18 protein-coding genes are annotated in these 26,110 nt (G+C 72.9%); 8 read left to right on the plus strand and 10 right to left on the minus strand.

The window, feature by feature from the left end; all coding sequences use genetic code 11:
- Positions 1–30: 30 nt before the first annotated feature.
- From metG to CC117_RS24095, 5 genes are all read left to right on the plus strand, one after another.
- Positions 31–1,731 (plus strand): methionine--tRNA ligase, encoded by a 1,701-nt coding sequence (metG, locus tag CC117_RS24075; protein WP_071087974.1) that lies wholly within the window; start codon positions 31–33, stop codon positions 1,729–1,731.
- A 98-nt stretch (positions 1,732–1,829) separates the two neighbouring features.
- Positions 1,830–3,569 carry a hypothetical protein gene (locus CC117_RS24080; protein ID WP_071087917.1) on the plus strand — a complete coding sequence of 580 codons (1,740 nt, stop codon included), beginning with the start codon at positions 1,830–1,832 and terminating at the stop codon, positions 3,567–3,569.
- Positions 3,566–4,423: an NAD(P)-dependent oxidoreductase gene (locus CC117_RS24085; protein ID WP_071087919.1), complete on the plus strand. Its 858-nt coding sequence runs from the start codon at positions 3,566–3,568 to the stop codon at positions 4,421–4,423. Before CC117_RS24080 ends, CC117_RS24085 begins: the two co-directional genes overlap by 4 nt.
- The gene (locus tag CC117_RS24090; RefSeq protein WP_198541964.1) at positions 4,368–6,179 is read left to right on the plus strand and encodes a hypothetical protein; all 1,812 of its coding nucleotides are present in this window, start codon (positions 4,368–4,370) and stop codon (positions 6,177–6,179) included. Before CC117_RS24085 ends, CC117_RS24090 begins: the two co-directional genes overlap by 56 nt.
- A 143-nt stretch (positions 6,180–6,322) precedes the next feature.
- On the plus strand, positions 6,323–6,808 hold the full coding sequence (locus tag CC117_RS24095) for a nuclear transport factor 2 family protein (protein ID WP_071087920.1): 486 nt from the start codon (positions 6,323–6,325) through the stop codon (positions 6,806–6,808).
- Here the strand turns inward: CC117_RS24095 and CC117_RS24100 are convergent.
- From CC117_RS24100 to CC117_RS24125, 6 genes are all read right to left on the minus strand, one after another.
- A complete protein-coding gene (locus CC117_RS24100) occupies positions 6,802–7,581 on the minus strand; it encodes an SDR family NAD(P)-dependent oxidoreductase (RefSeq protein ID WP_071087922.1) in 780 nt (259 codons plus the stop codon). The two genes, CC117_RS24095 and CC117_RS24100, sit on opposite strands and share 7 nt — an antisense overlap.
- Positions 7,582–8,135: 554 nt before the next feature.
- A complete protein-coding gene (locus tag CC117_RS24105) occupies positions 8,136–9,263 on the minus strand; it encodes a glycosyltransferase family 4 protein (protein WP_071087924.1) in 1,128 nt (375 codons plus the stop codon).
- 12 nt (positions 9,264–9,275) lie between these two features.
- Positions 9,276–10,868: a glycosyltransferase gene (locus CC117_RS24110; RefSeq protein WP_071087926.1), complete on the minus strand. Its 1,593-nt coding sequence runs from the start codon at positions 10,866–10,868 to the stop codon at positions 9,276–9,278.
- The gene (locus CC117_RS24115; RefSeq protein ID WP_241830370.1) at positions 10,865–12,475 is read right to left on the minus strand and encodes a glycosyltransferase family 2 protein; all 1,611 of its coding nucleotides are present in this window, start codon (positions 12,473–12,475) and stop codon (positions 10,865–10,867) included. The genes CC117_RS24110 and CC117_RS24115 overlap by 4 nt, the downstream gene beginning before the upstream one ends.
- A 25-nt stretch (positions 12,476–12,500) precedes the next feature.
- The gene (locus CC117_RS24120) at positions 12,501–13,763 is read right to left on the minus strand and encodes an ABC transporter ATP-binding protein (protein WP_071087928.1); all 1,263 of its coding nucleotides are present in this window, start codon (positions 13,761–13,763) and stop codon (positions 12,501–12,503) included.
- The gene (locus CC117_RS24125; protein ID WP_071087980.1) at positions 13,763–14,710 is read right to left on the minus strand and encodes an ABC transporter permease; all 948 of its coding nucleotides are present in this window, start codon (positions 14,708–14,710) and stop codon (positions 13,763–13,765) included. Before CC117_RS24125 ends, CC117_RS24120 begins: the two co-directional genes overlap by 1 nt.
- A gap of 339 nt (positions 14,711–15,049) precedes the next feature.
- On the opposite strand from CC117_RS24125, the gene CC117_RS24130 reads away from it, so the two are divergent.
- From CC117_RS24130 to CC117_RS24140, 3 genes are all read left to right on the plus strand, one after another.
- A complete protein-coding gene (locus CC117_RS24130; RefSeq protein ID WP_071087930.1) occupies positions 15,050–17,641 on the plus strand; it encodes an HAD family hydrolase in 2,592 nt (863 codons plus the stop codon).
- A complete protein-coding gene (locus CC117_RS24135) occupies positions 17,638–19,761 on the plus strand; it encodes a class I SAM-dependent methyltransferase (protein WP_071087931.1) in 2,124 nt (707 codons plus the stop codon). Before CC117_RS24130 ends, CC117_RS24135 begins: the two co-directional genes overlap by 4 nt.
- A 63-nt stretch (positions 19,762–19,824) precedes the next feature.
- Positions 19,825–20,190, plus strand: a complete 366-nt coding sequence (locus CC117_RS24140; protein ID WP_071087933.1) for a hypothetical protein — start codon at positions 19,825–19,827, stop codon at positions 20,188–20,190.
- Here CC117_RS24140 and CC117_RS24145 read toward each other — a convergent pair.
- The 4 genes from CC117_RS24145 to CC117_RS24160 form a co-directional block, all read right to left on the minus strand.
- The gene (locus tag CC117_RS24145) at positions 20,172–20,531 is read right to left on the minus strand and encodes a hypothetical protein (RefSeq protein ID WP_071087935.1); all 360 of its coding nucleotides are present in this window, start codon (positions 20,529–20,531) and stop codon (positions 20,172–20,174) included. The genes CC117_RS24140 and CC117_RS24145 overlap by 19 nt on opposite strands.
- A gap of 33 nt (positions 20,532–20,564) precedes the next feature.
- Positions 20,565–21,128, minus strand: a complete 564-nt coding sequence (locus CC117_RS24150; protein WP_071087937.1) for a Uma2 family endonuclease — start codon at positions 21,126–21,128, stop codon at positions 20,565–20,567.
- A 137-nt stretch (positions 21,129–21,265) separates the two neighbouring features.
- Positions 21,266–23,860: a WD40 repeat domain-containing serine/threonine protein kinase gene (locus tag CC117_RS24155; RefSeq protein ID WP_116287883.1), complete on the minus strand. Its 2,595-nt coding sequence runs from the start codon at positions 23,858–23,860 to the stop codon at positions 21,266–21,268.
- Between the two features lie 137 nt (positions 23,861–23,997).
- On the minus strand, positions 23,998–26,109 hold the full coding sequence (locus CC117_RS24160) for a DUF2142 domain-containing protein (RefSeq protein ID WP_241830371.1): 2,112 nt from the start codon (positions 26,107–26,109) through the stop codon (positions 23,998–24,000).
- Position 26,110: the final 1 nt, after the last annotated feature.

Genomic DNA, 26,110 nt, shown 5'->3' on the forward strand with positions numbered 1-26,110 from the left:
CGACTGTCATACGGCGGGTAGGTTGATGTGGTGAGCACTCAGACCCCTGGCACGGCGGCGCGGCCCGAGGGCCGTCCCGTCCTTGTCGCCGTCGCGTGGCCGTACGCCAACGGGCAGCCGCACCTCGGGCATATCGCCGGTGCCTACCTGCCTGCGGACATCTTCGCCCGCTACCAGCGCATGGCGGGCAACCGGGTGCTGATGGTCTCGGGGTCCGACGCGCACGGCACACCGATCACCGTGCGGGCGGACGAGGAGGGCGTCACCCCGCAGGAGATCGTCGACCGGTACCACCCGGAGTTCCTGCGGATCTGGTCCGGGCTGGGGATCAGCTTCGACCTCTTCACGACCACCCGCACGAAGAACCACGAGGCCACCGCGCAGGACGTGTTCACCCGCCTGCAGGCGGCCGGGTACATCTACCCGAAGGAGACCTCGCAGTTCTTCGACCCTGACGCGGGCCGCTTCCTGCCGGACCGGTACGTCGTCGGCACCTGTCCGCACTGCTCCTACCCGCAGGCGCGCGGTGACCAGTGCGAGAACTGCGGGCGCACGCTCGACCCGGAGCTGCTGATCGACCCGCGCAGCAAGGTCACCGGCGCGGTGCCGCAGATGCGGGAGACGACGCACTTCTTCCTGCGTCTTTCCGGCCTCTCCGACCAGCTGCTCGACTGGCTGCAGACCCGTCAGGGCTGGCGCCGGCACGTCCTGAACTGGTCGGTGCAGTTCGTCAAGGACGGCCTGCACGACCGTGCGATCACCCGTGACCTGGACTGGGGCGTCCCGCTGCCGACCGACGAGCTCGGCCCGGGCAAGCGGCTGTACGTCTGGTTCGAGGCGGTCATCGGCTACCTGTCGGCGAGCAAGGAGTGGGCGGCCGGCACGGACGACCCGCAGGCGTGGCGTGCCTGGTGGGAAGATCCGCAGGCGTTGGCGTACTACTTCGTCGGCAAGGACAACATTCCCTTCCACACCGTCATCTGGCCGGCGATGCTGCTCGGCTACGGCGGGCTGAACCTGCCGACGGACGTCCCGGCGAACCAGTACGTCACCTTCGGGGGAGCCAAGGCGTCCAAGTCGRCCGGGATCGGCCGCGGCGTGCGCGAGTACCTCGACCTCCTGCAGCCGGACGCGCTGCGTTTCGCCCTCGCCTCGGTGCTGCCCGAGCAGAACGACACCGAGATCTCGGACGCCGACATCGTCCGCCGGGTGAACGACGAACTGATCGCGAACTGGGGCAACCTGGTCAACCGCGTGATGGCGCAGATCAACAAGTTCTTCGGCGGTGAGCTGCCGGCCACCGGCGAACTCGACGGCGTGCACGCCGAGCTGCTCGCCTCCGTCGACGCCGGGCTGGTGCGGGTCGCCGAGCTGCTCGGCCGGGTCGAGCTGCGGGCGGCGCTGCGCGCGGCGATGGAGATCTCCGCCGAGGTCAACGCCTACCTCTACCGCGAGGAGCCCTGGAAGACCGTCAAGGTCGACAAGGACGCGGCGGCGCACAGCCTCGCGGTCTCGGTCCAGGCGATCTCCGGCATCACGACCGCGCTGGCACCGTTCCTGCCGTTCAGCTCGGCGCGGGTCGCCGAGGTTCTCGGCATCGACCTGGACGTCTGGGCCCGCCAGCCGGTGCCGGCCGGGCGGCGTCTCGAGTGGTCCGGCGGGCTGTTCACCAAACTGGACGCCGACGCGCTGGGCCCCGAGCCCTCCGCGGGCGCAGAAGCCCACGCCTGACCCCGCCGAGCCGCTGGCCGCAGGACGCACGGCGTGGGCCGGGAACCCCCGGGGGCTGGATCGCGGCGGTCGCGGCGGGGCTGGGAGACTGACGGGTAATGGCCAGCTCATCCGCGGACCGCGGCCGCGGGACCGTCGGGCGGCTGCTGCGCCGGCACGCCGCGTTCGTCGCGGTGCTGGTACTGGCCGTCGCCGCCCGGGTGGTCGTCATCGCGGCCTACCGGCCCGCGCTGCTCTACCACGGTGACTCACCCGCCTACCTGGACCAGGCGGGCCGGCGGCTGTGGGCCGGTGACTGGCGCCCGTCGGGCTATCCGATGTTCCTGCGGGTCATCGGCGCGCCCGATCACCTGACCCGGCTGGTCGTCGTCCAGCACATGCTGACGCTGCTGGCCGGCGTCGCCCTGTATGCCGCGGTGCGGCGGCTGTTCGACCGGTATGACCCGGCGGCCCTGACCCTGGCCCGGGGGCGGGGTGGCTGGCCGGCGGCGCTGGTGGCGGCGCCGGCGCTGCTGGCGCCCTGGGTGCTCGACCTCGGCCAGTTCGTCCTTGCCGACAGCCTGTTCGGGACGCTGGTTCTGGGCGGCGTCCTGGCACTGGCCTGGCCGGGGTCTCCGGCCGGATGGCGGTGGGCTCTCGGTGGGCTCCTCCTCGGCGCCAGCGTCACCGTCCGGACGGTCGGCTACGGCCCGATCGCGCTGGGCGCGCTGGGCGCGATCGTCCTCGCCCTGCGCGCCCGCACCGCCCGCACCGACCGCTCCCCCCACGCTGGCCGCACCGGTCGTTCTCGCCGCCTTCCTGCCGGCACCGGCAGCCGCGGGGCAGGTGCCGGCGCCGGCACCTGGAGGGAGGCCGGTCTCCGGCTGATGGCCGGAGGCGCTCCGGTGGCCGCGTTCGTCCTGGCGGCGGCCGTGCCGGTGGTCGCCTACTCGGCCTGGAGCGCCAGCCAGGGCAAGGGGTTCACCGTCTCCGCCCATTCGGGGTTCTTCCTCTACGGGCGGGTCGCACCGTTCGCCGACTGCGCCCGGCTCCCCGACGACGAGGATCTGCGGTCGCTGTGCGATCCCCGGCCGGTCGGCGAGCGCGGTTCCCCGGTGACCTACCTGTGGCCCGACGACTCGCTGCTGCGGCAGGGCAACGACCTCGTCCCGCCGGGCCGGGAGGAGCTGGCGGGCGAGTTCGCGGGCGAGATGATCCGCACCCAGCCGTGGACGATGGTCACCAGCACCGCCCGCTACCTCGGCGGGTACTTCTGGCCCGTCCGTTACGAGACGGTGCTCACCAGCCGCGCCGACACCTGGGAACTGCCACAGAGCAGCAGCAACCGACTGCCTGACGGCCAGCCCCACGCCACCGACGGCTACTTCACCGTCCGGGACCTGAACGACCACCTCGCCGGCCCGCTCGCGAGCTACTCCGGGCTGTCCTACGCGGCGATGCCGCTGGTCGGCCTGGGGCTCCTCGGTGGGCTGGCAGCCGGCGCCGTGGGCTGGCGGCGCGGGCGTCCCGGCCCCGGCCGCCTGTTCTGGCTCACGGCCGGCGCGGGCCTGTCGACCCTGCTCCTGGCCTCCTTGACCTCGGCTTTCGACTACCGCTACCTGGGTTCCGTCACCGGCCTGCTCGGCCCGGCCGCGGTGCTCGGCGGACTCGGCCTCTTCCGGGTGCTTCCAGCGTCGTCCCGGCCGCGGCCGGCGGTGCGGGGCACGCTGCCTGCAGACATCGGCTCGCCGCCGGGCTCGCCTCGGCCGCTGGCGACGCCGCGGGTAGAACAGGCGCATCAGGACGACGCCGTGCTTCGCGGGAAGGCGGCTGCGACGACGGATGGGGGAACCAGATGAGGGTCGCGTTTCTCGGCCTGGGACGCATGGGCGGCCGGATGGCCCGCCACATCCTGACCGCCGGGCATGACCTGGTCGTCTGGAACCGCACCCCGGGCCGCGCCGGGGAGCTGACGGCCGCCGGCGCGACCGAGGCCGCGGATCCCGCCGCCGCCGTCCGCGGGGCCGACGCCGCCGTGCTGATGCTGTTCGACCCGCAGTCGGCCGCCGACGTGCTCGCCGCGGTCATCCCGGCCGCGGCCCCGGGCCTGCTGCTGGTCAACTGCACCACGGTCGGCCCCGAACCCGCCCGTGAACTGGGACGGACGGCCGCCGCCGCCGGGCTGCGCTACCTGGACGCCCCGGTGATCGGCACCGTGGGCCCAGCCGAAGCCGGGACGCTGCGAGTGCTGGTCGGCGGCACCGACGCCGATCTGGCCGCGGCCCGCAGCCTCCTCGAGACCTTCGGCGATACCGAGCGTATCGACCATGTGGGCCCCGTCGGCGCCGCGAGTGCGCTCAAAACCGTCTTCAATCTCGGCCTCGCCGAAGGCATGGCCGCCGTCGCCGAGGTGCTCCGCTACGGCACCGAACTCGGTGTCGACCGCGGGCTGCTGCTGACCGAGCTCGCCGCCGGGCCGCTCGGGTTCCTCGTCACCTACAAGCGGGCCATGCTGGAGTCGGGCGACTACTCCCCGGCCGCGTTCACCGTCACCGGTATCGCGAAGGACGTCCGGCTCGCGACGGCGTCCGTCCCGGGCCGGCTGCCGATCGCGGAGGCGACGCTGGGCCTCGCCGCCGCCGCCGAACGTGCCGGCCATGCCCAGGACGACTTCGCCGCACTGGCCGCGGCGGATGTCCCCAGCCCCGCCTGAGCGGCCCGGCCCGACGGCGGCCCCCGGACACCAACGGCCTGGTCCGACGGCGTCCGGGCGCTGGCTGGCGCTCGGCGTCGTCGCCGCGGGCCTGCTGCTCGGCGCGCTCGGGCTGACCGGCGCGTTCGCGACGAAGCCCTTCGCCGCGGCGGACGAGGCCCAGCACACCGCCTACGCGCTGGAGCTCACCGAAGGCCGGCTGCCCGAACTGGACACACTCGTCCGCTCCACTGTTCCGGGGATGCCCGGCCTGCCGCCGGACTGCCGGGTAGCGCCCGCGGACGCCCGCGCCGCCATCGGCCGGCGGGACGTCTCGGTGCTCCCGGCGTGCGCACAGCGGTCGGGTGCCCTGCTGACCACCTTCGACCTGATGTACACGGCGAACCACCCGCCGCTGTTCTACCTGCTGGAGGCGTTGCCACTGGGCGCAGGTCGGGCGCTGGACCATCCGGTGGCCGGCTTCTACGCGGCCCGGGTGCTGAACCTCGCGGTCGGGATCGCGGCCGTGGTGGCCACCGCCGGTCTGGTGCGGATCCTGCTGCCCGGCCGCCCGGACCTCGCGGTCGGGGCGGCCGCCGTCATCGCGGTGGCGCCGATCCTGATCGCGGTCACGTCCCAGGTCTACAACGACGCGTTCGCGGTCGCGCTGATCACCGCGGCGACCGCGGCCGCGCTCGCGCTCGCGCGCCGAGGCCTGTCCGTCCGCAGACTGCTCCCGGTAGTCCTGCTCGTCCCCGCCGTGGCGCTCAGCCGCGCCAGCGGTGCACTGGCCGCGGCGGTGCTCGTGCCCGCGGTCGGCATCGCCGCGGTACTCGGGAGCCGGTCCGGTCCCGCGGCTGGTCCGGCCTGGCGCCGGCCGCTGCTTGCGGGCTTCGGCGCGAGCGCGGCCACCGGGCTGCTCACGGTCGCCGCGGCCGGCTGGTTCTACGCGCGCAACAACCGGCTGTACGGCGACCCGGCGGGCAGCGAACGCGTCGCGTCGATGTTCCCCACCGGCTACGGCCACCGGTCGGTGTGGGAGGTGCTCACGGCCCGGGATTTCTGGTGGACGATCTACCAGGGCCTTTTCGGCCGACTCAGTCTTCAGCACGGCGTGCCGCACCGGATCGTGATCGGCGTCGGGCTGCTCACGGTGCTGGGCCTGCTCGCCGCGGCCGCCCGTGCCCTGCTGGCCGTGCGGGCCCGCCGGGTGTCGGGCCGGCGCGACTGGGCGGTGGACGTCTTCTGCTGGCTCGTGGTGGCTGCGCAGGCCGCGCTGGCCCTGGCGACGCTGGTCGGGTACGTCGCCGCCGGCGGCGCGACGTTCACACGCTACCTGCTGCCGGCCCTGCCCGTCCTCGCCCTGGCCGTGGCCGCCGGCTGCTCGGCGCTCCCGCTGGCCCGCCGCGGCATCCCGACGCTGCTGGTGGTCCTGGCCCTCGGCGGCAACATCGTGATCATGCTCGGCCGGGAGCTCGTCCGGCGTGATCCGCGCCTGGACGGACTCGGCCCGTTCGCCCAGCTGCGCGGGGCGCTCGAGGTGACCGCGGTCGGGACGGGCCGCACACCACTGATCCTGGCCATCGTGATCACTCTGGGCGTGCTCGGCATCTTCCTGCTCGGGCTGTCCCTGTGGAATCTCGCCGCCTGCACGGTCCCGCCGTGCCAGTGGCGCCCGGCCCCGGCCCCGGCCCCGGCCTCAGCCGGCGGCGCGGCGGTAGACGGCGGCGGTCAGTTCGGAACTGAATCGGACCGAGAGGGCCACTCGGCTGTGTGATTGTTAATGGTCCGGCCAGGACACGCCGAACAGGCGGCTGAGTCGGGCGTCCGTCCAGCGCAGGACGCACCACCAGCACTGCACTGTCAGCCTGAGAGCCGCCGGACGGGTACGGGCAATCCGGACGGACGAGAATCTGGCGTGTGCTCCTACCCACCCCGACGCCCACCCAGGCCGCCGACGTCGTTGCCATCCAGCACCTGGCCGCCTCGTATGCGGAGGCGGTCTCCCGCGGTGCGTTAGAGGAGGCGACGCAGGTCTACGCCCCCGACGGGGTGCTCGCCTCTCCCACGACCCAGGACGCCGTCGGGCCGGTGGCCATCGCCGCCCTGGTCCGGGCAACGACAGCCGATCTCGAGTTCGTGTTCCAGACTGTGCACCTCGGGCTGGTACACGTCGACGGCGACGCGGCCCGCGCCCGCTTCCCGGTCACCGAGTGGGCCCGGCGGCGTTCGGATGGCCGGCCGATCCAGTTCCTCGGCGTCTACGAGGACGACCTGGTACGCCTGCCGGAGGGCTGGCGGTTCAGCCGACGCCGGCTGATYCCCCGGATCGTGGGCCGGCCGGAGGGCCTGACCGGTCGACTCATCCCTTACAGCGGCCTGCAGGACTGGGATCTCGGTCAGTAGCCGCGGGCGCTCGGGCGGCCCTGAGCGCCGTCGACGGCGATGTCGGCTCCGTTGACCCAGCTGGCCCGATCCGACAGCAGAAAGGTCACCACGTCGGCGACTTCCTCGGCGGTGCCCAGTCGGTGCGCGGGGAGGTCCCGCTGGACGAACGTCTCGAAGTCCTCCGGGTGCTGACGGGCGTAGTTCTCCCAGCCGCCGCCGGGGAAAAGGATCGACCCGGGGCTCACCGCGTTGACCCGCACGTTGAACGGTGCCAGTTCCCGGGCGAAGGCCGCCGCCAGGTAGATCTCCGCGGCCTTGGCCGCCCCGTACTGCGCCCGCGGTGACGGCTTCGAGCCCGTGATCGACGAGACGATGACCACCGACCCGCCGCCGTTCCTCTTCAGGTGCGGGACGGCGGTGCGGATCGCCCGGACGGCGTGGCCGGCGTTGAGCTCGAACGTCTGTGCCCAGTCCTGCGGGGTGGAGTCGAGAAGATCCCCTCCGACGGTGCCGCCAACGTTCGCGACCAGCAGGTCGACGCCCCCGAAGTACTCGGCAGCCGCATCGACGAAACGCTCGACGTCGCCAGGTCTGGTCACGTCGGTCTTCAGGCTGAAGACGTCGGAGTCGGCCAGGTGGAGGTCCGCCGTGGCCTGGGTGAGGGCTTCGGAGTCGCGTCCGCAGATCCCGATCCGGGCGCCCTCGGCCGCCAGGCGGGACGCGATCGCCCGTCCGATGCCGCGGGAACCCCCGGTGACGAGCGCGACCTTACCGCCCAGATGAAGATCCACTAGAGTGTGTCCGCCTGTCGATCATGCACCGCCGAACCGGCGCTGGCGTCCGGGCGTGCTTCGGAGACGAGAAGGTAGCCCGTATTGGTGCGGGAGCTGTCCGTGCCGGCCAGTCGAAGGTCCTCGGGTTTTGTTGGCCTGGAAACCCAGCGTGGCCAGCGCCGGGATCACAGACGGGTGTGGATCCTTCCAGGGAGGTCGCCGGCCTTCCACGACTGGGCGGCCGCCGTTCTTGGTCGACATGACCGCGGCGTCAGAAACAGCTCTCTGCCAAGGGCAGGACGAGCAGCTGGACGCCGGGTGGCCGGCCCGGCCAGGTGCCCGGGCAGCGGTGGCCGAGCTGCGGGACGTCGGTGGTGCCGACGCGGCGGTGCTGGTTGGCCGAGGCGGGGTTCAGCCTCCGGTACCGGAGGCTCAGAGGAACGTCAGGCCGCGGACCAGGGCTTCTGTCGCCCCCGCCGGACGCGGACGGCCCGTCAGATTGCGCCCGCGCACCGCGCACTGCCTGCCGCAAGCCGCCTGCCGCAACCGTCCGCCGGTGTGCGCGGGAGGGCTCAGACGGCGATGCGGCGATAGATCGCGGCGGTGAGTTCGGCGGTGCGGTGCCAGGTGAAGGTGCGGGCGTGGTCGCGGCCCTGGGCGGTCGCGCTGACCCCGGCCGGTTCGGCGAGGGTGGTGGCGAGGGCGCCGGCGAGGTCGTCGGCGAAGGCGTCGGCCCGTCCGGGGGTGACCAGGCGGACGCCGGGGGCACTGCCGACTACCTCGCGCACGGCCGGGATGTCGGCGGCGATGACCCTCGTCCCGGCAGCGAGCGCCTCCAGGGGCGGTAGCCCGAAGCCCTCGTAGCGGGAAGGGAAGCACAGCGCCGCCGCTCCGGCGACGATCGTCCGCAGCTCCGCCTCGTCGAGATAGCCGAGGGTCACGACGGCGCCCGCAGGCAGGCCGGCGGTGTCGAGTGCCGGGCCCCAGCCGGGCGGGCCGACCAGCGCCAGCGGCGGGGTGTCCGGGTCGTCGGCCCGCAGCCGGCGCAGGGCTTCCAGCAGCACCGGCAGGTTCTTGCGCGGCTCCGCGGAGCCGACGAACAGGAGGTACCGCTCGGGCAGCCCGCGGGCGGCGAGCCAGCCGCGGGCCGGCGGGGCGGTGTCGAACCAGGCGGCGTCCACGCCGAGCGGGGTCGGGGTCACCAGGGCGGGGTCGAGGCGGTAGGCGGCGATGACCTCGTCCGCCACCGCCTGGCTCGGGGTCAGCACCGCGGCGGCGCGGCGCAGCCCACGCGGCACCAGCGTCGCGTAGCGGGCCGACGCCGCCGAGACCGTGTCCGGAGTGCGCAGGTAGGACAGGTCGTGCACCGTCACCACCCCGCGGGCGGACGCCAGCGGGCCCAGCACGAAGTTCGTCCCGTGCACGATGTCCGCCGGGCCGGTGAACCACTCGGTCGGCGGGTGCTCGGAGCGGGTCCAGGCATCCTGCAGCAGGCGGGCGGGGACCCGGCGGACCGCGGGTTCCACCCCGGGTGGCAGCGCCTGCGCCAGCCCGCCGCCACCGCGCCAGGTGAAGGCGGTGGCGGCCAGGTCGAGCTTCGGGTCGCCGAGCGCGGCCAGGCCGGCGAGCAGGGCGGCGGTGTAGCGCCCGACACCGGTGCGCTGCCCGAGCAGCGGGGTGCCGTCCAGAACGACGCGCACGTCAGCGGCCGATCAGGAGTACAGCCGGCGGCGCTCGACGATGTCGTGCCAGCGCTCGGCGAAGGCGGCGTCCGAGAACTGCTGCGCCCGCTCGACGGCGGCGGCGGCCAGGCGGGAACGCAGCCCGTCCTCGGCGGCGAGCCGGCGGGTGAACGAGGCGACCTGCTCGGGGCCCTCCCAGCGGTACCCGTCCCGCCCGTGCCGGACGATCTCGCGCTGGCCAGCGCGGTCGATGACCACCGGCACGCAGCCGCCGGCCATCGCCTCGACGGTCGTCATCCCGAAGTGCTCCGCCGTCCAGGGCTTCCGCCGGTCGTCCTCGCCGTAGCCGGTGGCCGACCAGAACACCGAGCTGGTGGACAGCAGCCGCTCGACCTCGGCCCGCGGCGCGTTCGGCAGCACCTCGACGGGCAGCCCCGCCCCGGCGGCACGGACCTGCTCGACATAGGGCTTCTGCGAGTCCTCACAGCCGCCGACGACGTACATCCGCCACCCGGGCAGCCCGCCGGAGCGGTACAGCTCGCCGAACCACTGGACCATCTCCAGCTGCCGCTTGGCGTGGCCGAGCCCCGGGGCGAAGAAGCGCCCGACGGTGATGACGGCCTTCTCCCGCTCCGTCGCCGGCGTGAGTCGCTCGACCTGGATCGGCGGGAACAGAACGTCGGAGTCACGCTTCCACAGCCGCTGGATCCAGCCCCGGGTGTACTGCGAGTTCGCCATCACGGTGTCGTAGCCGTCGAGGTAGCCGAGGTCCGCCGGGTCACGCAGCAGCCACGGGAAGCGCAGCGCCATCCGCTCCAGCGGGCCCTCGTCGGCGTCGGCGACCCGGGGGCGGCTCACCGCCACCCCCAGCTCGCGGACGTCCGCCTCACCCGGCGAGAAGGCGTCGCTGACCAGGGTCAGCTCGGTCCCACGGCTCGAGGACGGCAGGGCAACCTCGAACGGGGTGAACTCCTGGCTGATCGTCAGCTTCGCGAGCACCGTCCCGTCCGCGTCGAGGACCTGCAGGCGCACGCCCTCAGGCGCGCCGGGACGTCCGATGTCCGCCCGCAGGGTCCGCCCGCCGCCGGGGTTGACGGCGAGGATCCCGGCGCCGTTCGTCCAGGTCCACTGCCGGCGGCGGCCACCCTCGGGCGGGTACCAGCCCTGGCCGAAGCTGACGGCGGGGGTCGCGCCACGCAGCAGCGGGCCGGCGGTGCGCACCGCGGCCTTGCGCCAGGGCGCCATGTCGTGGTCGAACGGGGTCGGGAAGAAGCACAGGTAGGCCGAACGCGGCGAGCGCGGGGCGAGGCGGCTCATGTACGAGCCGTTGACGAACAGGTGGTAGGCGTCCGACAGGGCCGCCACCGCCTCCTCGCCGCGGTCCGGCAGCCGCCGGTAGCGGCAGCCGGAGAGGTCCAGCCCGAGGTGGCTGCCGAGCGCGGCGAGGTCGACGTCGGAATGCCCGATGATGTCGACGTCCAGGCCGTCGGCGGCCAGCACCTGGGCGATCATGCCGTTGTGGCGCTCGCCGCCGCCCATCGAGTGCCAGAAGCGGTTGTAGACGGCGGCCCGCAGGCCATCGGGCACAGCCGGGCCGCCGGCCGGGTCGACGGGGGTGCTCATCGCTCGACCAGCCAGCTCTGCAGGCTGACCCGGCGCTCGGTCGCCGCGGCGCCGATCTCGCGGCGGCGGCGCAGCATCGCGGGCAGCAGCCGCAGGTAGGAGGAGAACACGCGGACCCGCAGCACCGTCGGCCGTACCGCCGGGCGGCTCCGCGCGCGCCACGCCTGGCGCACGGTGCGGACCGCGATCGACGCCGTCGTCAGCGGGTACTGCGCCACGGCCCGCAGTGCGGTGCGGGCGGTCGCGTCCTTGGTCAGCATCAGCAGCCGGTTGCGGTCGGTGTGGAACACGAACAGGGGGGACCACTCGACACTCGACGCCGAATGGACGTGGCGCAGCACCGCGTCCGGCACGTAGCGGATCTGGTAGCCGCGCGACCGGATACGCCAGGAGAGGTCGGTGTCCTCGTAGTAGAGGAAGAAGTCGTCGTCGAACCAGCCGAGATCATGGCCGAGCTCGGTCCGCATCGCCATGCCGTTGCCGCAGGCGGTGAAGACCTCCTCGGCGTTGTCGAACTGGCCGGTGTCGATCTGCTGGTAGCCACGGTCGGCGCCGTACCCGTCGGTCAGCACGATGCCGCCGACGTTGTTGATGACGTCCACCCGCGGCGCACCGGCGTCAACGGTGAACGTGACGGTGCTCGGCTCGGCGCCCACCGGCAGGGTGCGCGACGGCCCCGCCGCTCCGGCTCCGGCCTCGGTGCCCGGCTCCGGGTCCGGCTCCCAGCCGAGGGTGACCTGCTTGGCGGTGTCCGCCGCCCAGGTGATACCGATCGTGACCGGACCGCCCTCGGGTACCGGGACGCACAGCTCGCCCTCGCCGCGGGTCCAGAAGAACGGGGCTTTCGGTGGGCCCTCCGCGCCGAAGGTGAGCTTCTCCCAGAGCACCTCGCGCAACACCTCGCGCCCGTCCACCGTCACCGAGCTGATCCGCACGCCCAGTTCGCGGGGGTCGTGCGGGCCTGGGGAGAACGTCGGCGCCGAGAAGGTGAGACGCAGGAAGCGGGGGAGGAACACGACCTTGCCGGTGACCGCGCCGAGGCGGTTGCCGCCGGCCGCGCCGAACGGGGCGAGCAGTCGCGCCAACCAGTCCGGCTCGGGGATCGCGTCATTGTTCAGCAGCACCGCGAACGGTGTGGTGACGCCCCGCAGAGCGAGGTTGTTCCCGCCGGCGAAGCCGAGGTTGCGGTCCGACGGGACGACCGTGACCCACGGGTACCGGCGGGCGAGCAGTTCCCGGGAGCCGTCGGCGGAGGCGTTGTCGACCACCTGGGTCTCGAACGGGAACGGTGCGTCCTGCTTGGCGAGCGCGTCCAGGCACGGCGGGAGCAGGTGCGCCCCGTTCCAGTTCACGATGACGACGGTGGCGAGCGGCTCGCTGCCGGCGGCCTCCAGCCCGGTCCGGGACGTGATCTGCGCCGCGACCTGTGTCGCCTCGGTGGCCGCGGCCGTGGCCGGTGCGGGCTCTGCCGCCGCGGCCGCCGCGGCCGGCGAGGTTTCCCCCGCCGCCTTCGCCGCTCCCGCTGCTGTCACGGCCTCCGTCCCCAGCGGCCGCGGGCCGTGCCCGTTGAGACCGGGGTGGGAACCGCTGTTCGGACCGACGCTCATCGAACCATCCGCCCTCGGCCGGCCGTCACCGGCGCAGCCTCGCCTCGTAGTCGACCCGGAGCAGCCCGGCGCCCTGCAGGCCGCTCACACCGAACAGGTCCTCGAACCGCCGTGCCGTCACCGGCTGACCGGTGGACGCGTCCGACACCCGGACGTTGACCGCGAACGCCCCGAGCAGCTCCGGCAGCCGGGGGACGACGAAGTCCACCACGGAGAGCCCCGGGCCGGGGCTGATCCCACCGGCCGGGGTCTCCATCATCCAGATCGGGATCTCGCCCTGACCCATGATCTCCACGTGCAGGTAGACGTGCGGAGGGGCGTGGTCAGTGAGGTCCAGCTCGACGCTGACGGTGAGCTGCTCGCCCGGGTCGTACTGCACCTGCGCCGGGCTGCCCGGACTGTGGCTGAACGTCACCGCCGTCGGTTTCACCGGCGCCAGGTCGTAGGGCACGGCCACGCCCTCGACGGGCAGGCTCCCCAGCCGCTGGCGCAGCAGTTTTGTACCGACGGCGGGCTGGCCGTCGAAGATCATGTTGCCGGACTCCAGCACGAGGATCCGGTCGCACATGCTCTCGATCAGGTCGAGGGAGTGGGTGACGAACAGGATCGTCCGCCCCTCCGACCGGAACTGCGCGATCTTGTCGAGGCACTTGCGCTGGAACGCCTCGTCACCGACCGCGAGCACCTCGTCGACGAGCAGGATGTCCGGGTCGACGTGCACCGCGACGGCGAAGCCGAGCCGTACGTACTGGCCGGACGAGTAGTGCTTCACCTCGTCGTCGATCTTGTGGCGCAGCTCGGAGAAGTCGACGATCGAGTCGAAGAGCCGGTCGATCTCGCGCTTGGACAGGCCGAGCAGCGAGGCGTTCAGGTAGACGTTGTCGCGACCGGAAAGCTCACCGTTGAACCCGGCGCCGAGCTCCAGCAGCGAGGCGATCCGCCCGTTGACCGCCACCTCGCCGTGGGTGGGGCGCAGGATGCCGGCGAGCACCTTGAGCAGCGTCGACTTGCCGGAGCCGTTGGCCCCGGCCAGGCCCACCGTCTGCCCGCGGCCGATCTGGACGTCGATGTCGCGCAGCGCCCAGAAGTCGTCCCCGTTGGCGGCCTCCCGGCGGACGAACCGTTCCTTCAGGCTGGTCGCGCGCTTGTGGTACGCGACGAACTTCTTGCCCACGCCGGACGCACGGATCACGGTCGGGGAGCCCGGCGGCGAAACCTGCGCGGCGGCCCGGCCGGGCCCGTCGGGCTGCGCCGGCTGCGCGGGCGGGGCGAGTGGCGGTGACGACACTAGAGATCCTCGGCGAAGTCGGCCTGGAAGCGGCGGAACACCCGCAGCCCCAGCCACAGCAGGGCCAGCGAGATTAGCCCGGCGATCGCCAGGTGTTCGAGGTAGAAGACGTACCCGGTGTCGGCGATGACCGACGCCGAGCCGGTGGTGTTCCCCGGTGGCGGGTCGTAGATCGCCCGCTGGAAGGTGACCACGACCACCGCCATCGGGTTCAGCAGGTACACCCAGGTCCAGTCGTTCAGCTGGTTCTGGATCAGCCCGTACGCGTAGACCATCGGGTTGATCCAGAACCAGGCCACCAGTGCGACGTCGAGCAGATGCTGGGTGTCGCGGTAGCGGACGTTGAGCGCGGCCAGCAGCACCGACAGTGCGACGGTGAACAGCAGCGCCACCGCCCCCGCCGGCACCAGCAGCAGCAGCTCGGGCCCGAACAGGCTGTAGCCCAGCCCCAGGATGACCACGAACAGCACCAGCAGCTGGAGCAGGAAGTGCACGGCGGAGAAACCGACCGCGGACAGTGGGAGTACGAGCAGCGGGAAACGTACCTTCTTCACCAGGTTGGCGTTGGCCACCACCGCACCGCACGCGGCGGAGACACTGCCCGAGAAGGCGTTCCACACCAGCAGGCCGGACATCAGATAGATGCCGAACCGGGGAATCCCCGTGTCCAGCACGACCTGGAAGACGAAGGTGTAGACGACCAGAAGGAGCAGCGGATTCGCCAGCGACCAGGCGAAACCCAGCGTGGAGCCCTTGTACTTGACCTTCAGGTCCTTGCGGACCAGGTTGCGCAGCAGCTCCCAGCGGACCCGGGTCTGCGCGCGGCTGCGGTGATCGACGTGGCGCGCGCCGGACCGCGACGTGCGCGGACGCTGCGCAGGGGACGGACCGCCCTGGCCCGGCGGCGGCGACGGGGGGAGCGTGGACAGGTCAGCGACCYGCGACATGACCTTCTTCTTCCCGCGTCGGGCGTGCAATGCGGACCCGCACCGTGCTCGGCTCCTCCTCCGCCCAGCGCAACCGTCACCGGCTCGCGTCGAGTGCCGTCACCGTGTTCGGTGACGATGGCCGTAGACCGTACCGCGAAGCCACCCGACGACGGTGCCCCCAGTCCGGTGACTGCTACTCCGGCGGTGGTTCATAGTATCGAGCCGTCTATCTGGCTCCGGCCGGCAGCCGCTCCACGGGTGAACCGCCATCGACAGCTGGTGGCCTCACGCCGACGGGGTGCCTGGCCGGCCCAGAATGGGCGACCGGGGATCGGTCGTCCGGGGGAGGGGCGGGCAGTGTTCACCGACGTCCGGCTTCGCGAGGTCTGGTCGCATCTGGAGTCGGGCGGTGCCCAGGCCCTGACTCTCGATGTGTTCGACACCCTGTTGTGGCGCATGGTTCCCGAACCGGTGCATGCGTTCATCACCCTGGGGCACCGGTTGGCCGAGGTCGGCCAGCTGCCGTCCGGCGTCACCCCCGGGGAGTTCRCCCGACTACGGATCTACGCGGAGCACAAGGCCCGCGACCACTCCCACGAGGTCCGGGGCACCTACGAGGTGCGGCTGGACGAGATCTGGCAGGTCCTGGTGCCGGCGCTGCCGGGCGCCGGCAGCCTCGGCGACCTGATGGACATCGAGCTCGCCGTCGAGCGCGACCTGTGCCGGGCCGACCTCGCGGTCGTCGAGCTCGCCGAGCTGGCCATGACCAAGCTCGGCCTGCCGGTCTACCTGCTCTCCGACACCTACTTCTCGGCGGCCCAGCTGGAGCGCCTGCTCAGCCGCCCGGAGCTGGCCGGGGTGCCGTTCACCCAGATCTTCACCTCCTCCGACGCGGGGATCAGCAAGAGCGACGGGCTGTTCCGGCACATGCTGGCCGCCTCGAACCTGCAGCCGTCCCGGGTCGTGCACCTCGGCGACCACCCGGTCGCCGACGTCGAGAGYGCCCGCGAGCACGGGCTGGTCGCCATCCACTACCCGAAGTACTCCGGGTCGCTGAAGTCCACGATCTCGCTGGAGGGCCTGCTCACCGGCCCCGGTGACGACACCCCGCTCGACTCGGGGAACGGCGACTACGGCATGACCGCGCTGCGGGCCCGCGTGCTGCACCGGGCGGACGCCGCCGCCGTCCCGCCCGGGCTGCGCCGCTACTGGGAGTCCGGGGCGACCGTGTTCGGCCCGGTCTTCACCGGCTTCGGCGACTGGGCGGTGGAACGCACCAGGGACCACGGCGCCGACCACGTCTACTGCCTGATGCGCGAGGGCGAGTTCCTCTCCCGGCTGATCGCCGAGCCGGGCGTCGACAGCGGGGTCACCACCTCGACCCTCTGGGCGTCCCGCCAGGTGTGCGCGCTGGCGAACGTGTTCGAGGGCACCCCCGAGGAGCTGCGCGGGTTCCTCGTCCGCCGGCACGCGCCGAGCGTCGGGCAGCTGCTGCGCCAGCTCGGGGTGGCCATCGACGGCGTCGCCGGCATCTCCTCGCTGGCCGACCGGCGGCTCGACGTCCCCGGCCTGCTCGACGACACCCTCGAGGCGCTCTGCTCCGACGAGCGGATCCGCAGCGAGATCGTCCTGACCGCGGGCCGGCTGCGTGACCGGTACGTCGAGTACCTCGACACGCAGCTGCCCGAGTCCGGCCGTATCGTCCTCGCCGACCTCGGCTGGGGCGGCACCATCCAGGCCCTGCTCGCCCGGCTGCTCGCCTCCACCGGGCGTGACTTCGAGGTGATCGGCCTCTACCTGGCGACGAACGCCGCCGCCGGCACGCACCGCCTCGCCGGCCTGCAGATCGAGGGGTATGCCGCCTCCGGCGGGCAGCCCGAGCTGATGGCGAACCAGCTCATGCGCAGCCCCGAAGTGCTCGAACAGCTCTGTATGCCGGACATCGGCTCGCTGGTCTCCTTCGACGACGACGGCCGCCCGGTGCTCAGCATCGACCGCACCTCGCGTACCCAGGTCGCCCAGCGGGTGGCCGTCCAGGACGGCATCCTCGCCTTCCAGCGCGAATGGCTGCGCTACCGGCGCTCGGAGACGACGATGCCGTCGCTGTCCGAGCCCGGCGCCCGCCACGCCGCGCTGCGGATGCTCACCCGCTTCGTCGCCCGGCCCACCGCCGCCGAGGCCTCGGCGTTCGGCGCGTGGGCTCACGACGACAACTTCGGCTCCGACTCCACCGAGGGCCTGCTGCCCCCCGAGCTCGTCCGCCGCATGCCCTACCTGACCCCGGCGGACCTCGAGAAGATCACGATGCAGGAGCTGTACTGGCCTGCCGGTGTCGCCGGTGTCGCGAACCGCTCGCTGGCAGTGATCAGCGGGCTGGCGGCCGCGGCCGGAGTGCCCACCGAGGAGGTCTCCCCGGAAGCCGCCGCCGGCCCCGTCGAGGTGTACGTCGACACCGGCTCGGACTTCGTGAACGGGCCCAAGAAGTCCGTGGTCACCCGCTCCGGGCGCGACGGCGGGTCGATCGTGCGGCTGCGGGTCGAGGGCGTCGGCACCCGCCGGGTGCGGATCGACCCGGCCGGCCGGCGCGGCCTGCTCCGCATCGACTGGCTGACCCTCTCCTTCCACCTGCACAACGCGCCCGAGCCGTACAAGGTCACCATCACCTCGCTGGACGATCTCGCCGGCCAGCAGCTCGCGCTGCTCGGCCTGCGGCCGCTGCAGGCGAACCTGATGGAGATCGTCGGTGACGATCCGCAGATCATCTACTCGATCGACTTCGCGACGCAGCCGCAGCTCGGCGGGACGTACGCGATCGAGGTCGAGATGGCGTTCGGCTGGCTGGGGATCCGGGCCGACCCGCTCCAGGTGCGCACCGGCGACGTCGCCCGCACCGCTCTCCCCACCCGAGCCGCCCGGAAGATCCGTCGTGAGCTGGGAGGGCTTCGATGACGGCCGAGGCCGACGACCCGAACGACCACCACCCGAACGACCGCAGCCCCGACGACGCTGGTCCGGGCGATCGCGATCCCGGCTACCGCAGCCCTGACGGCCGCCTTCCCGGCGGCCCCGAATCCGGTGACGCCGACGGGCCGGCCGGCCGGTGGTTCCGTCCGACCCAGAACCTGTCGGAACCGGCCCGCTCCGACCCGGCCCGCTCCGACCCGGCGCAGTCGGGCGAGGCGGGCCCGGGCCAGCCGCCGTCCGATGCCATCCGCGCCGGTTCGCTCCCGTCGGTCTCTCCGCCGCCGCCGTCCCTGTTCACTCCGCGCTCCGCCCGCCGGTCCGCGGAGACCACGCAGCCCGTCTCTCCCGCAGCGCCCGGCCGGCTCGCCCCGTCGGCACCACCCGCTCCGCCAGGCCCGCCAACTCCGCCAGGCCCGCCAACTCCGCCAGGCCCGCCAACTCCGCCAGGACCGCCAACAGGACCGCTGGCAACCCCTGCGGTGCCGGGCCGGCTCGCCCCTCCTGCGTCACCCGCACCGCCGGGCCGGCTCGCTCCGCCGGAGTCGCCCTGGACCCCGGAGCCGCCGGCTCCGCAGTCGCCGTCCGGGTACCCGGTCACCCCCGGGACCTCGGCGACCTTCGACCCGCTACAGGACCCGGTCATACCTGCCCGCGCCTTCGAGGCGGCCGCGGCAGAGCGGGAACCCGCCAACCGGCGCGGCGACCGTTCCGACCGCAGGGGTGGACCTGTCGACCGCGGCGGTGACATCCATGCGGCCGGCACCCCGACCCCCACCCTCGCCGACCCGACCGGGCCGGACGCCGAGACGTCCAGCAAGGTGCACGGGAGCCTCGCCGAGATCGCCGTTGATGCGTACGACGGTGGTGACCACGCGGCCGAGCCCGGTGAGATCACGGAACGGACACTCGCGCCGCTCCTGCTGCATTCGCTGACCGACCTGCGGGAGATCTGGATCCCGCTGCTCGAGGCGTCTGGCGCGCGCAGCGTCGCCGAGGTCGGCTCGGAGAGCGGCGCGACGACCTCGCTGCTGGTCAACCTGCTGCGCCGCGGCGGCGGTGGGCGTCTCGTCGTCATCGACCCCGAGCCGGGGGTCGCACCCACCTCCGGCGGCGGCCTCGACGTCGAGGTGATCCGCGGCTACAGCCCGGAAGCGCTCGACGGCCACGCGCCGACCGACGCCTACCTGATCGACGGTGACCACAACTACGCCACCGTCCACGGTGAGCTCGAGGCCATCGGCGCCGCCGTCCGCGACTTCGACCGCGCCTACTTCCCGCTGGTGATCCTGCACGACGTCGGCTGGCCCGCCGGCCGCCGGGACCAGTACTACTCTCCGGACCGCATCCCCGAAGCCGACCGCCAGCCGAACTCGTGGGACGTCGGCGTGGAGATCGACAAGGCCGACGCGATCCCCGGCCGCGGCTTCCGCGGGATGGGCGCCTTCTCCTGGGCGCTCACCGAAGGCGGGCCCCGTAACGGCGTGCGGACGGCCGTCGAGGACTTCGCGGCGGACCATCCCGACCTGCGCTTCATCACCGTGGCGCCGGTCTTCGGCCTCGGCGTGCTGCTCGACCGGCGTGCCCCCTGGGCCCGCCGCGTCGCGGACCTGCTCGCCCCGTGGGTGTCCAACACCCTGCTCTCCCGGATGGAACGCAACCGGATCGACCTCTACCTGCGCGTCCTGGCACTGCAGGACGACGCGGTCGCCGCGGCCCGCGGCCGCCAGCGGGAATGGGCCCGCCTGGACGCCGAGCGCAGCGAGCTCGCCGCCCGTGACCTGCAGCGGCTGAACCGGATCGGCGAGCTCGAACAGGAGCTCGCGGCGGCGCGCCGGCAACCCCGGCCACCCTGGGCACCCGCCTCCCCGGACGAACGAAAGATCGTCACCGCCGCCCGCATCGCCCGCGCCGCCCTGCGTTCACGCCTCGGCGATGACCCCGCCACCCGTGACCCCGCGGCTCCGGCTGGCGGCGGCCGGCCCGGCAGCGCCGCGGTCGTCCGCCTGGGCGCAGGCCTGTCCCGCTTCGTCGAGCACCGCGCACCCGGCGGATTCAACGGAAAGTCCACCGGCAGCGACCCGGGACGCCGGACTCCAGGGAGCTGATGGCCGACACCACCGCCGGGCGCGAGATCTGAACGAGAGCGAGGCCTGGACGAGAGCGAGGCCATGGACACGGACTCCGGTCACGGCACCGCGCCGGATACGAGTGGTGCGGGCAGGCGCCTCGACGTTCGCGTGCTCCCGAACATGGAGATGGACACCTGGTGGTCCCGCGCCGACAGTCCGATCCACCCGGTCCGGCACCGCTGGCAGTCCACGGTCCGTTCCTGCTCGGTCACGCTCGATGGCCACGAGCTGTCGTTCACGGTGAGCAGCTACCGGGACGAGGTGCTCGCCGGTTTCGACGTCGAGGAAACTCCCGGACGTGTCGCCGTCCGCGCCTGGCTCTCGAGCGCCCGAACTGAAGCCGCTCCGGTCCCCGCGCAGCGCGGGTGTGTGGGTTGTCGTGGCGTCTACTGGCCGAACGTGTAACGCAGGTTCGCGTTGATGAGCTGGTTGAGACGCCTGCGCATGTGGCCGACGAGACTTTCGTCCGGAACGGGCTCCTCGACGTGGAGGATCCAGCACAGGTCGGTGCCCCCGTCGGCGCTGCGTTCCAGCTGGAAGCGGACCACTGCGTCCGGACGTCGGCGCCACAGCGAGGACCAGGTCAGTTCGGTGGGCGGCGTGGACGTGAGGATGCGCGGGCGCTGTTCGTCGCCCAGGAGCACCAGCCAGGGGCGGTACGGGTCCCGGCCGGGCTCGGCCAGCGCCTCGAACACGACGCGGGGCGGGGGCGGCTGCCGCCGGCACCGGTTCCCGATCTCGATCACGCCCCCGAGCGTATGAGACCGTGCGGTTACCGGCTAAGGCCGGGCGAGGTCGGCCGGATCGATGTCGACCGAGAACGGGGCGTTCAGGTGGGCGGTCGCGCCGGCGAGGGCCGTGATCCGCTCGACGTACCGACCACTGTCGAGCTCGTAGGCGACGAGAGCCGGCGCCGGGGCGAGCTCGACGCGCCAGAACCGCGGGATGGCGGCCTCGGCATAGAGCATCGGCTTGAACTTCCGGTCGACGGTGCGGCTCCCGGGCGAGACCAGCTCGATCGCGAGCTGGACGGCCTCGGCGTCGACGCTGACGGCATCCTCCGTGGCCGCGGCGGCGTCGAGCACCACCAGGTCAGGCACCACCAGACCGGAAGGCAGGATGACGTTGACGGCCTCCAGGACCTCGACCGGCGCGTCGGCGGCGCGGGCAGCCGCGTGCAGGATCATGGCCAGCCGGAGCGAGGCACGCTGATGACGCAGGCCTGGCGCGGGAGACATCACGAGGGATTCCCCCAGGAGCTCGAAGCGGGTGGTCCGCTCCTCGGGCAGAGCGAGGACGTCGGCGACGGTCCACGGCCCGACGTGGTCGATGGCAATGCTCATCGCCTGGTCACCCCTCGCCCATCTGCACCTCGCGCGCCGGACGGCCCTTCTCAGGGTAGCTCGGCGTTCTCCGGCAGCACCGGAGTTGTTGATCTAGGCGTGTGCCTGTCTGTGTCCCGTGGGCGGGCCCACGCCGATCAGCAGACAGGTTGGTAGGGGACGTCGACGATGTCGCGTTGCCATTCGGCCTGGGTGATCTGGTTGACCGGGTCGGCGCAGGCGCGGGCGACGAGGCCGGCGTCGTCGATGCGGGAGATGCGGGCCGAGTAGTCGTCGCTGATGGTCACAAGGGACGCGCTGTCCGGTGTGAACTCGACGCCCTGGACCCAGTCGCCGTGGCCGGAGATCCGCCCGGCAGACGTCGCCTGGCCCGGAGTGGTCAGGTCCCACAGATGGGTGGTGGTGTCCCAGCCGGCGGTGGCCAGGGTGCGGCCGTCCGGGCTGTAGGCGAGATCGAAGATCCATTTCTCGTCGGCGGGGACCGACGCGGTCGCGCGGGGCCTGGCCGGGTCGGTCACGTCCCAGAGCTTGACCAGCCCGTCGTAGGCGCCGGTGGCCAGCTGCCGCCCGTCCGGGCTGAAGGCCACCGCCCAGACGTAGTCCGTGTGGGCGGTGATGGCGGCCAGCGGACGCGGCCGGCGCGGGCTGGTGATGTCCCAGAGCCGGGCGGTGCGGTCGGCGCTGGCGGTGGCCAGCAGCTTCCCGTCCGGGCTGAACGCCACCTCGTTGACCCAGCTGGTGTGCCGGTCGAGGACGGCGAGCTCGCTCGGCTCGGCCGGATCGCTGACATCCCACAGCCGGGCGGTGTTGTCGTAACCCGAGGTGGCCAGCATCCCCCCATCGGGGGAGAACTCGGCGTCGAGGACATAGCCGTTGTGACCCAGCAGGACTGAGAGCTGCTGTGGCCGGGCCAGGTCGCTGATGTCCCACAGGCGCACGGTGCGGTCGTAGCTGGCGGTCGCGAGCAGCTTTCCGTCCGGGCTGAACGTCGCGTCGAGCACCCAGCCGGTGTGCGCGGTGATGGTGGAGAGCTTCTCGGGGCGCGCGCGATCGGTGACGTCCCACAGCTGCACCAGGTTGTCGGCAGCACCGGTGGCGACGGTGCGCCCGTCCGGRCTGACTCCCAGGCCGAGGACGGAGGAACTGTGCCCGCTCAGCACGCTCGCGGTGGCGGGCGAGAAGGACGTCCRCAGGCTCGCGCGGGCCTCCAGCGCGGGGCTGATCCGGAACGCCGCGAGACTCAGGCGCGCGGCGCGTTCGGAGTCCGAGTCGCGGATCGCCTCGGCCATGGACACGACACGACGAGCCACCTCCTCTCGTGTGTTCTCGTCGCTTCCGCCACCGGTGAAGGCCAGCGGGACGAGGGCGGCGATCAGCAGCAGCGCGAGCACCGGCGCGGCGAACAGCGCGATCCGGCGACGCGCCGTCGGCGTGAGGAACCGGGTGACACCCGTGCCACCGTGGCCCGCGTCACCATGACTCCCGCTCCCGCTCCCGGTGCCGGCCGGGTGCCGGGGACCGGTGGCGAGGTCGTGCTCTGGAGCGGGCTGCGCCGGCACGTCGGCGAGCGAGCGTGCCGACGGGGTACCGGTAGYGGCCGGTCCGCCCGGCATCCCGACTGATCCCGGCAGATCGGCAGTGGCACCGGGCGGGCCACTGAACGCGCCGCTCGAGCCGTCACCGGCGCGGGACGGGCCTTCGGTGTGAGGTGGACTGTCGGTGTGAGGTGGGACGGCGACGCCGCCTGGCTGGCTGCCCGGTGTGCCGGGCGGGCGGTTTGTCGTGCCCGCCGCATCGTCGGCGGCAGCCGTTCCGCCGCCGGCAGCCGAAGCGGTTCCGGGGGTACCTGCCCCACCGGCGGCGGCTGGCGGGCTACTCGTCCGGATCACCGCGGAGACCGCGGGATCGGGATGGGTCGCCGGGCCGGTACTGACCAGGCGCAGGAACAGCTCCTGCGCGGTCGGGCGATCGGCGGGGTCCTTGCGCATCGCCTGCTCGACGATGGGCCGCAGCGTCGGGTTGAGCCCGTCCAGCAGTGGCTCGCGGTGGACGACCCGGTAGAGCTGCACCGGGGTCGGCCCGTCGCCGAACGGGAACGAGCCGGTGCCGGCGTAGGTGACCAGCCCGCCCCAGGCGAAGATGTCGGCCGCGGCGGTCACCGGCTCGCCGTTGGCCTGCTCGGGGGCCATGAACGCCGGCGTGCCGATGCGCTGGATCTCCTGGCTGAGCATGGTCTGGGCGTCCAGGGCGCGGGCGATACCGAAATCGATCACCCGGGGCCCGAGGGTGGAGAGCAGGACGTTGGACGGCTTGAGATCCCGGTGGACGAGCCCGGCGCCGTGGATCGCGGTGAGCGCCGCGGCGACGCTGACCGCCACCCGCTCCAGGTCGGCCGAGCGCAGCGGGCCCTCGACGTTCACCGCCTGCGCCAGGGTGAGCCCGTCGACGTACTCGGTGACCAGGTACGGCTGCCCGTCGGGCGGGTCGACGACGTCGAGGACCTCGGCCGTGYAGAAGCGCGCGACCCGCCGGGCGATGTCCGCCTCGCGGTGGAAGCGGGCCCGGAACTCGGGCATGCGGGCCAGATCGGCCCGGATCACCTTGACGGCGACGAGCCGGTCGTCGGGGTCGSGGCCCAGGTAGACGGTGCCCATGCCGCCCTCGCCGAGGCGGCCGATCAGCGTGTAGTGGCCGAGTCGGCCCGGGTCACCGGGGCCGAGCGGCGTTGTCATCCGTGCTGCGGCGGTCAACGAGGGCCCGGTCGAGTCCGCAGGCGGTGTGGTTTCCCAGTCCCGCTTTCGGCGCACGGCTTCCCCCGAACCGAGATGATGTATACCGGGAGCCTACGTGAGCGGTCCACGGCCTGCTTTCAGTGTGAGGGCACCGGGCTGGTGGTGCTCGGTGGCCTCCCCTTTGCCGTGGAGGGTGCCGAGTTGGCACCCGGTGGCCCTGACCGGAACGGGCTGGAAGACCCGTGCTCGTCAGGAGCGGACCGTGACGGCGCGGATTCCGGTGCGGTCGAGCCGCTCGGTACCGAGTCCGTTCCCGACCGTTCTGCCGGTGCCGGTTCCGTAGCTCCACGATGCACCTTGGGAGCCGTTTCGAGAACCGTTTCGGGAGCTGTCTCGGGGTGGGCTTCGCGCGCGGGCCGGGAGATGTGCTGCTCGGCCGGGTCCTCGACGGTGAGGCGCCCGGGGACCCAGATGTCCGGGCCCGGCGGCCAGCCGGAGGGATCCCGGAACGTGGTGGGGCCGGGGCGGTCCTGCCCGTCGCCGAGCACCGCGATCCACACACAGGCCACCAGCACCGCGACGGCCAGCCCCGCGCCGGTCCACATGGTCGCGACCATGGCGGACGGCGGCCAGGGCGACCAGGCCGTCATCGCCTCCCAGGCATCGGAGAGGTTCCCACCGACGGGTTTCCAGAAATGCCGGAGAACACTCCGGACGGACCACCACTGAATCGCGGCAGCGGCGACCAGGAACAGGACGGGGAAGACCCGGGCGACATTCCGGCCGAAGGTCGACGCGCCCAGCCCGACCCCGATCGCCAGCGCCGTCATGCCGCCGTACAGATAACGTCCCGAAATTCCGCTCACATGGCCGTGGTCGGTGAAGGCCATGGTGGCCTGCAGCGTCATCAGCCCGAACAGGCCGAGAGTGGGCCAGAGCAGGAAGAGGAGGTTCACCCTGGCCCGGCCGTCGCGGCCGCGGACGAGAGCCAGCGCGAACAGCACGATCACCACGACGCTCGCGGCCCCGACGACCTCCATCGGCAGGTTCGTCTCGAACCAGCCGAAGGAGCCCCACCAGCGCCGCGCCGCTCCGTTGACCAGGACGTCGAGGTAGCTGGCCCAGTCGCCGTCGAGGTCGTCACCGAGGGGGAAGCCGGGCGTCTCGGGCTGGAAGGTGCGGTAGCGGACGATGTTGACGATCCACCACCAGCCCCCGGCCGCGACCATGACCGTGCCCCCGAGGAGCAGCTGCCGCCACGGGAAGCGGGTGGCGTCCGCCGGCACGGTCAGCAGCCCGGTGTCGGAGAGCAGGAACGGGGCGTCCCGGTCGGCGCCGGTCGCCACGCTCCGGCCGCCCGCCGCCGCGTCCTGGCGGGCACGCCGCCAGGCGACCAGGTAGGCCAGAACGGCCATCGGGACCAGCACGATCCCCAGCGACTTCGACAGCAGCGCGAGCCCGATGAACAACCCGGCCAGGGCGGCGGTGCGCGGCGAGGTGTCCCCGCGCAGCACGTAGATGATCGTCACCGTCGCCAGCCCCGCGGTGAGGACGAGCAGGTTGTCGTTGTTGACACTGGACCCGATGTGGCTGAGCTGGGGGACGGCGAGYGGCAGCAGCGCCGCGCAGGTGGCCGCGATGCGGTTCCCGCCGCTGAGGCGATGCGCCCCCGCCCAGGCGAGGAGCGGGAGCCACATCACCATCAGTGCGCTCAGCAGGCGCAGTGTGCCGATGGTGACGTCCCAGCGCAGGCCGTCCCCGTCGCCGGGCAGCGCCCACAGCGCCGCGGCGCCGACCAGGTAGTAGAGCGGCGGGTGCTGGACGAGCTGCTGGATGTCGCCGGGCGGCTGCACCTCGCCGTTCGCCTGCCGGGTGTCACCCAGTTCGTCCCAGGTCGGCCGGTCGTCGCGGGCGGTGGCGCCGGCCTCGTCGATCGGGGCGAAATCCAGCTCGTAGGGGACCGCCGCCGAGCCGTACGGCGACGCCGCGATCGCGCCGACCCCGTCCGGGCGGACGAAGGCGTGCCCCGGATGCGGCCACCCGGCGCCCTGGACCAGGCGCATCACCGCGTCGACCTGGTTCGGTTCGTCGGGCGCGTGGTACTGCGGAACCAGCACCGACCAGCTGGCGAGCAGCGCGCCGAACAGCGCGGTGATCAGCCAGATCGGCAGTGGGACGGACCGCAGCAGCCGCAGCGGGCGCAGGCGCATCCCGCCGTCGAGGGACCGTGCGCCGCCGACGAGGGACACG

The sequence above is a fragment of the Parafrankia colletiae genome (genome assembly GCF_001854655.1).
Taxonomy (GTDB): Bacteria; Actinomycetota; Actinomycetes; order Frankiales; family Frankiaceae; genus Parafrankia; species Parafrankia colletiae.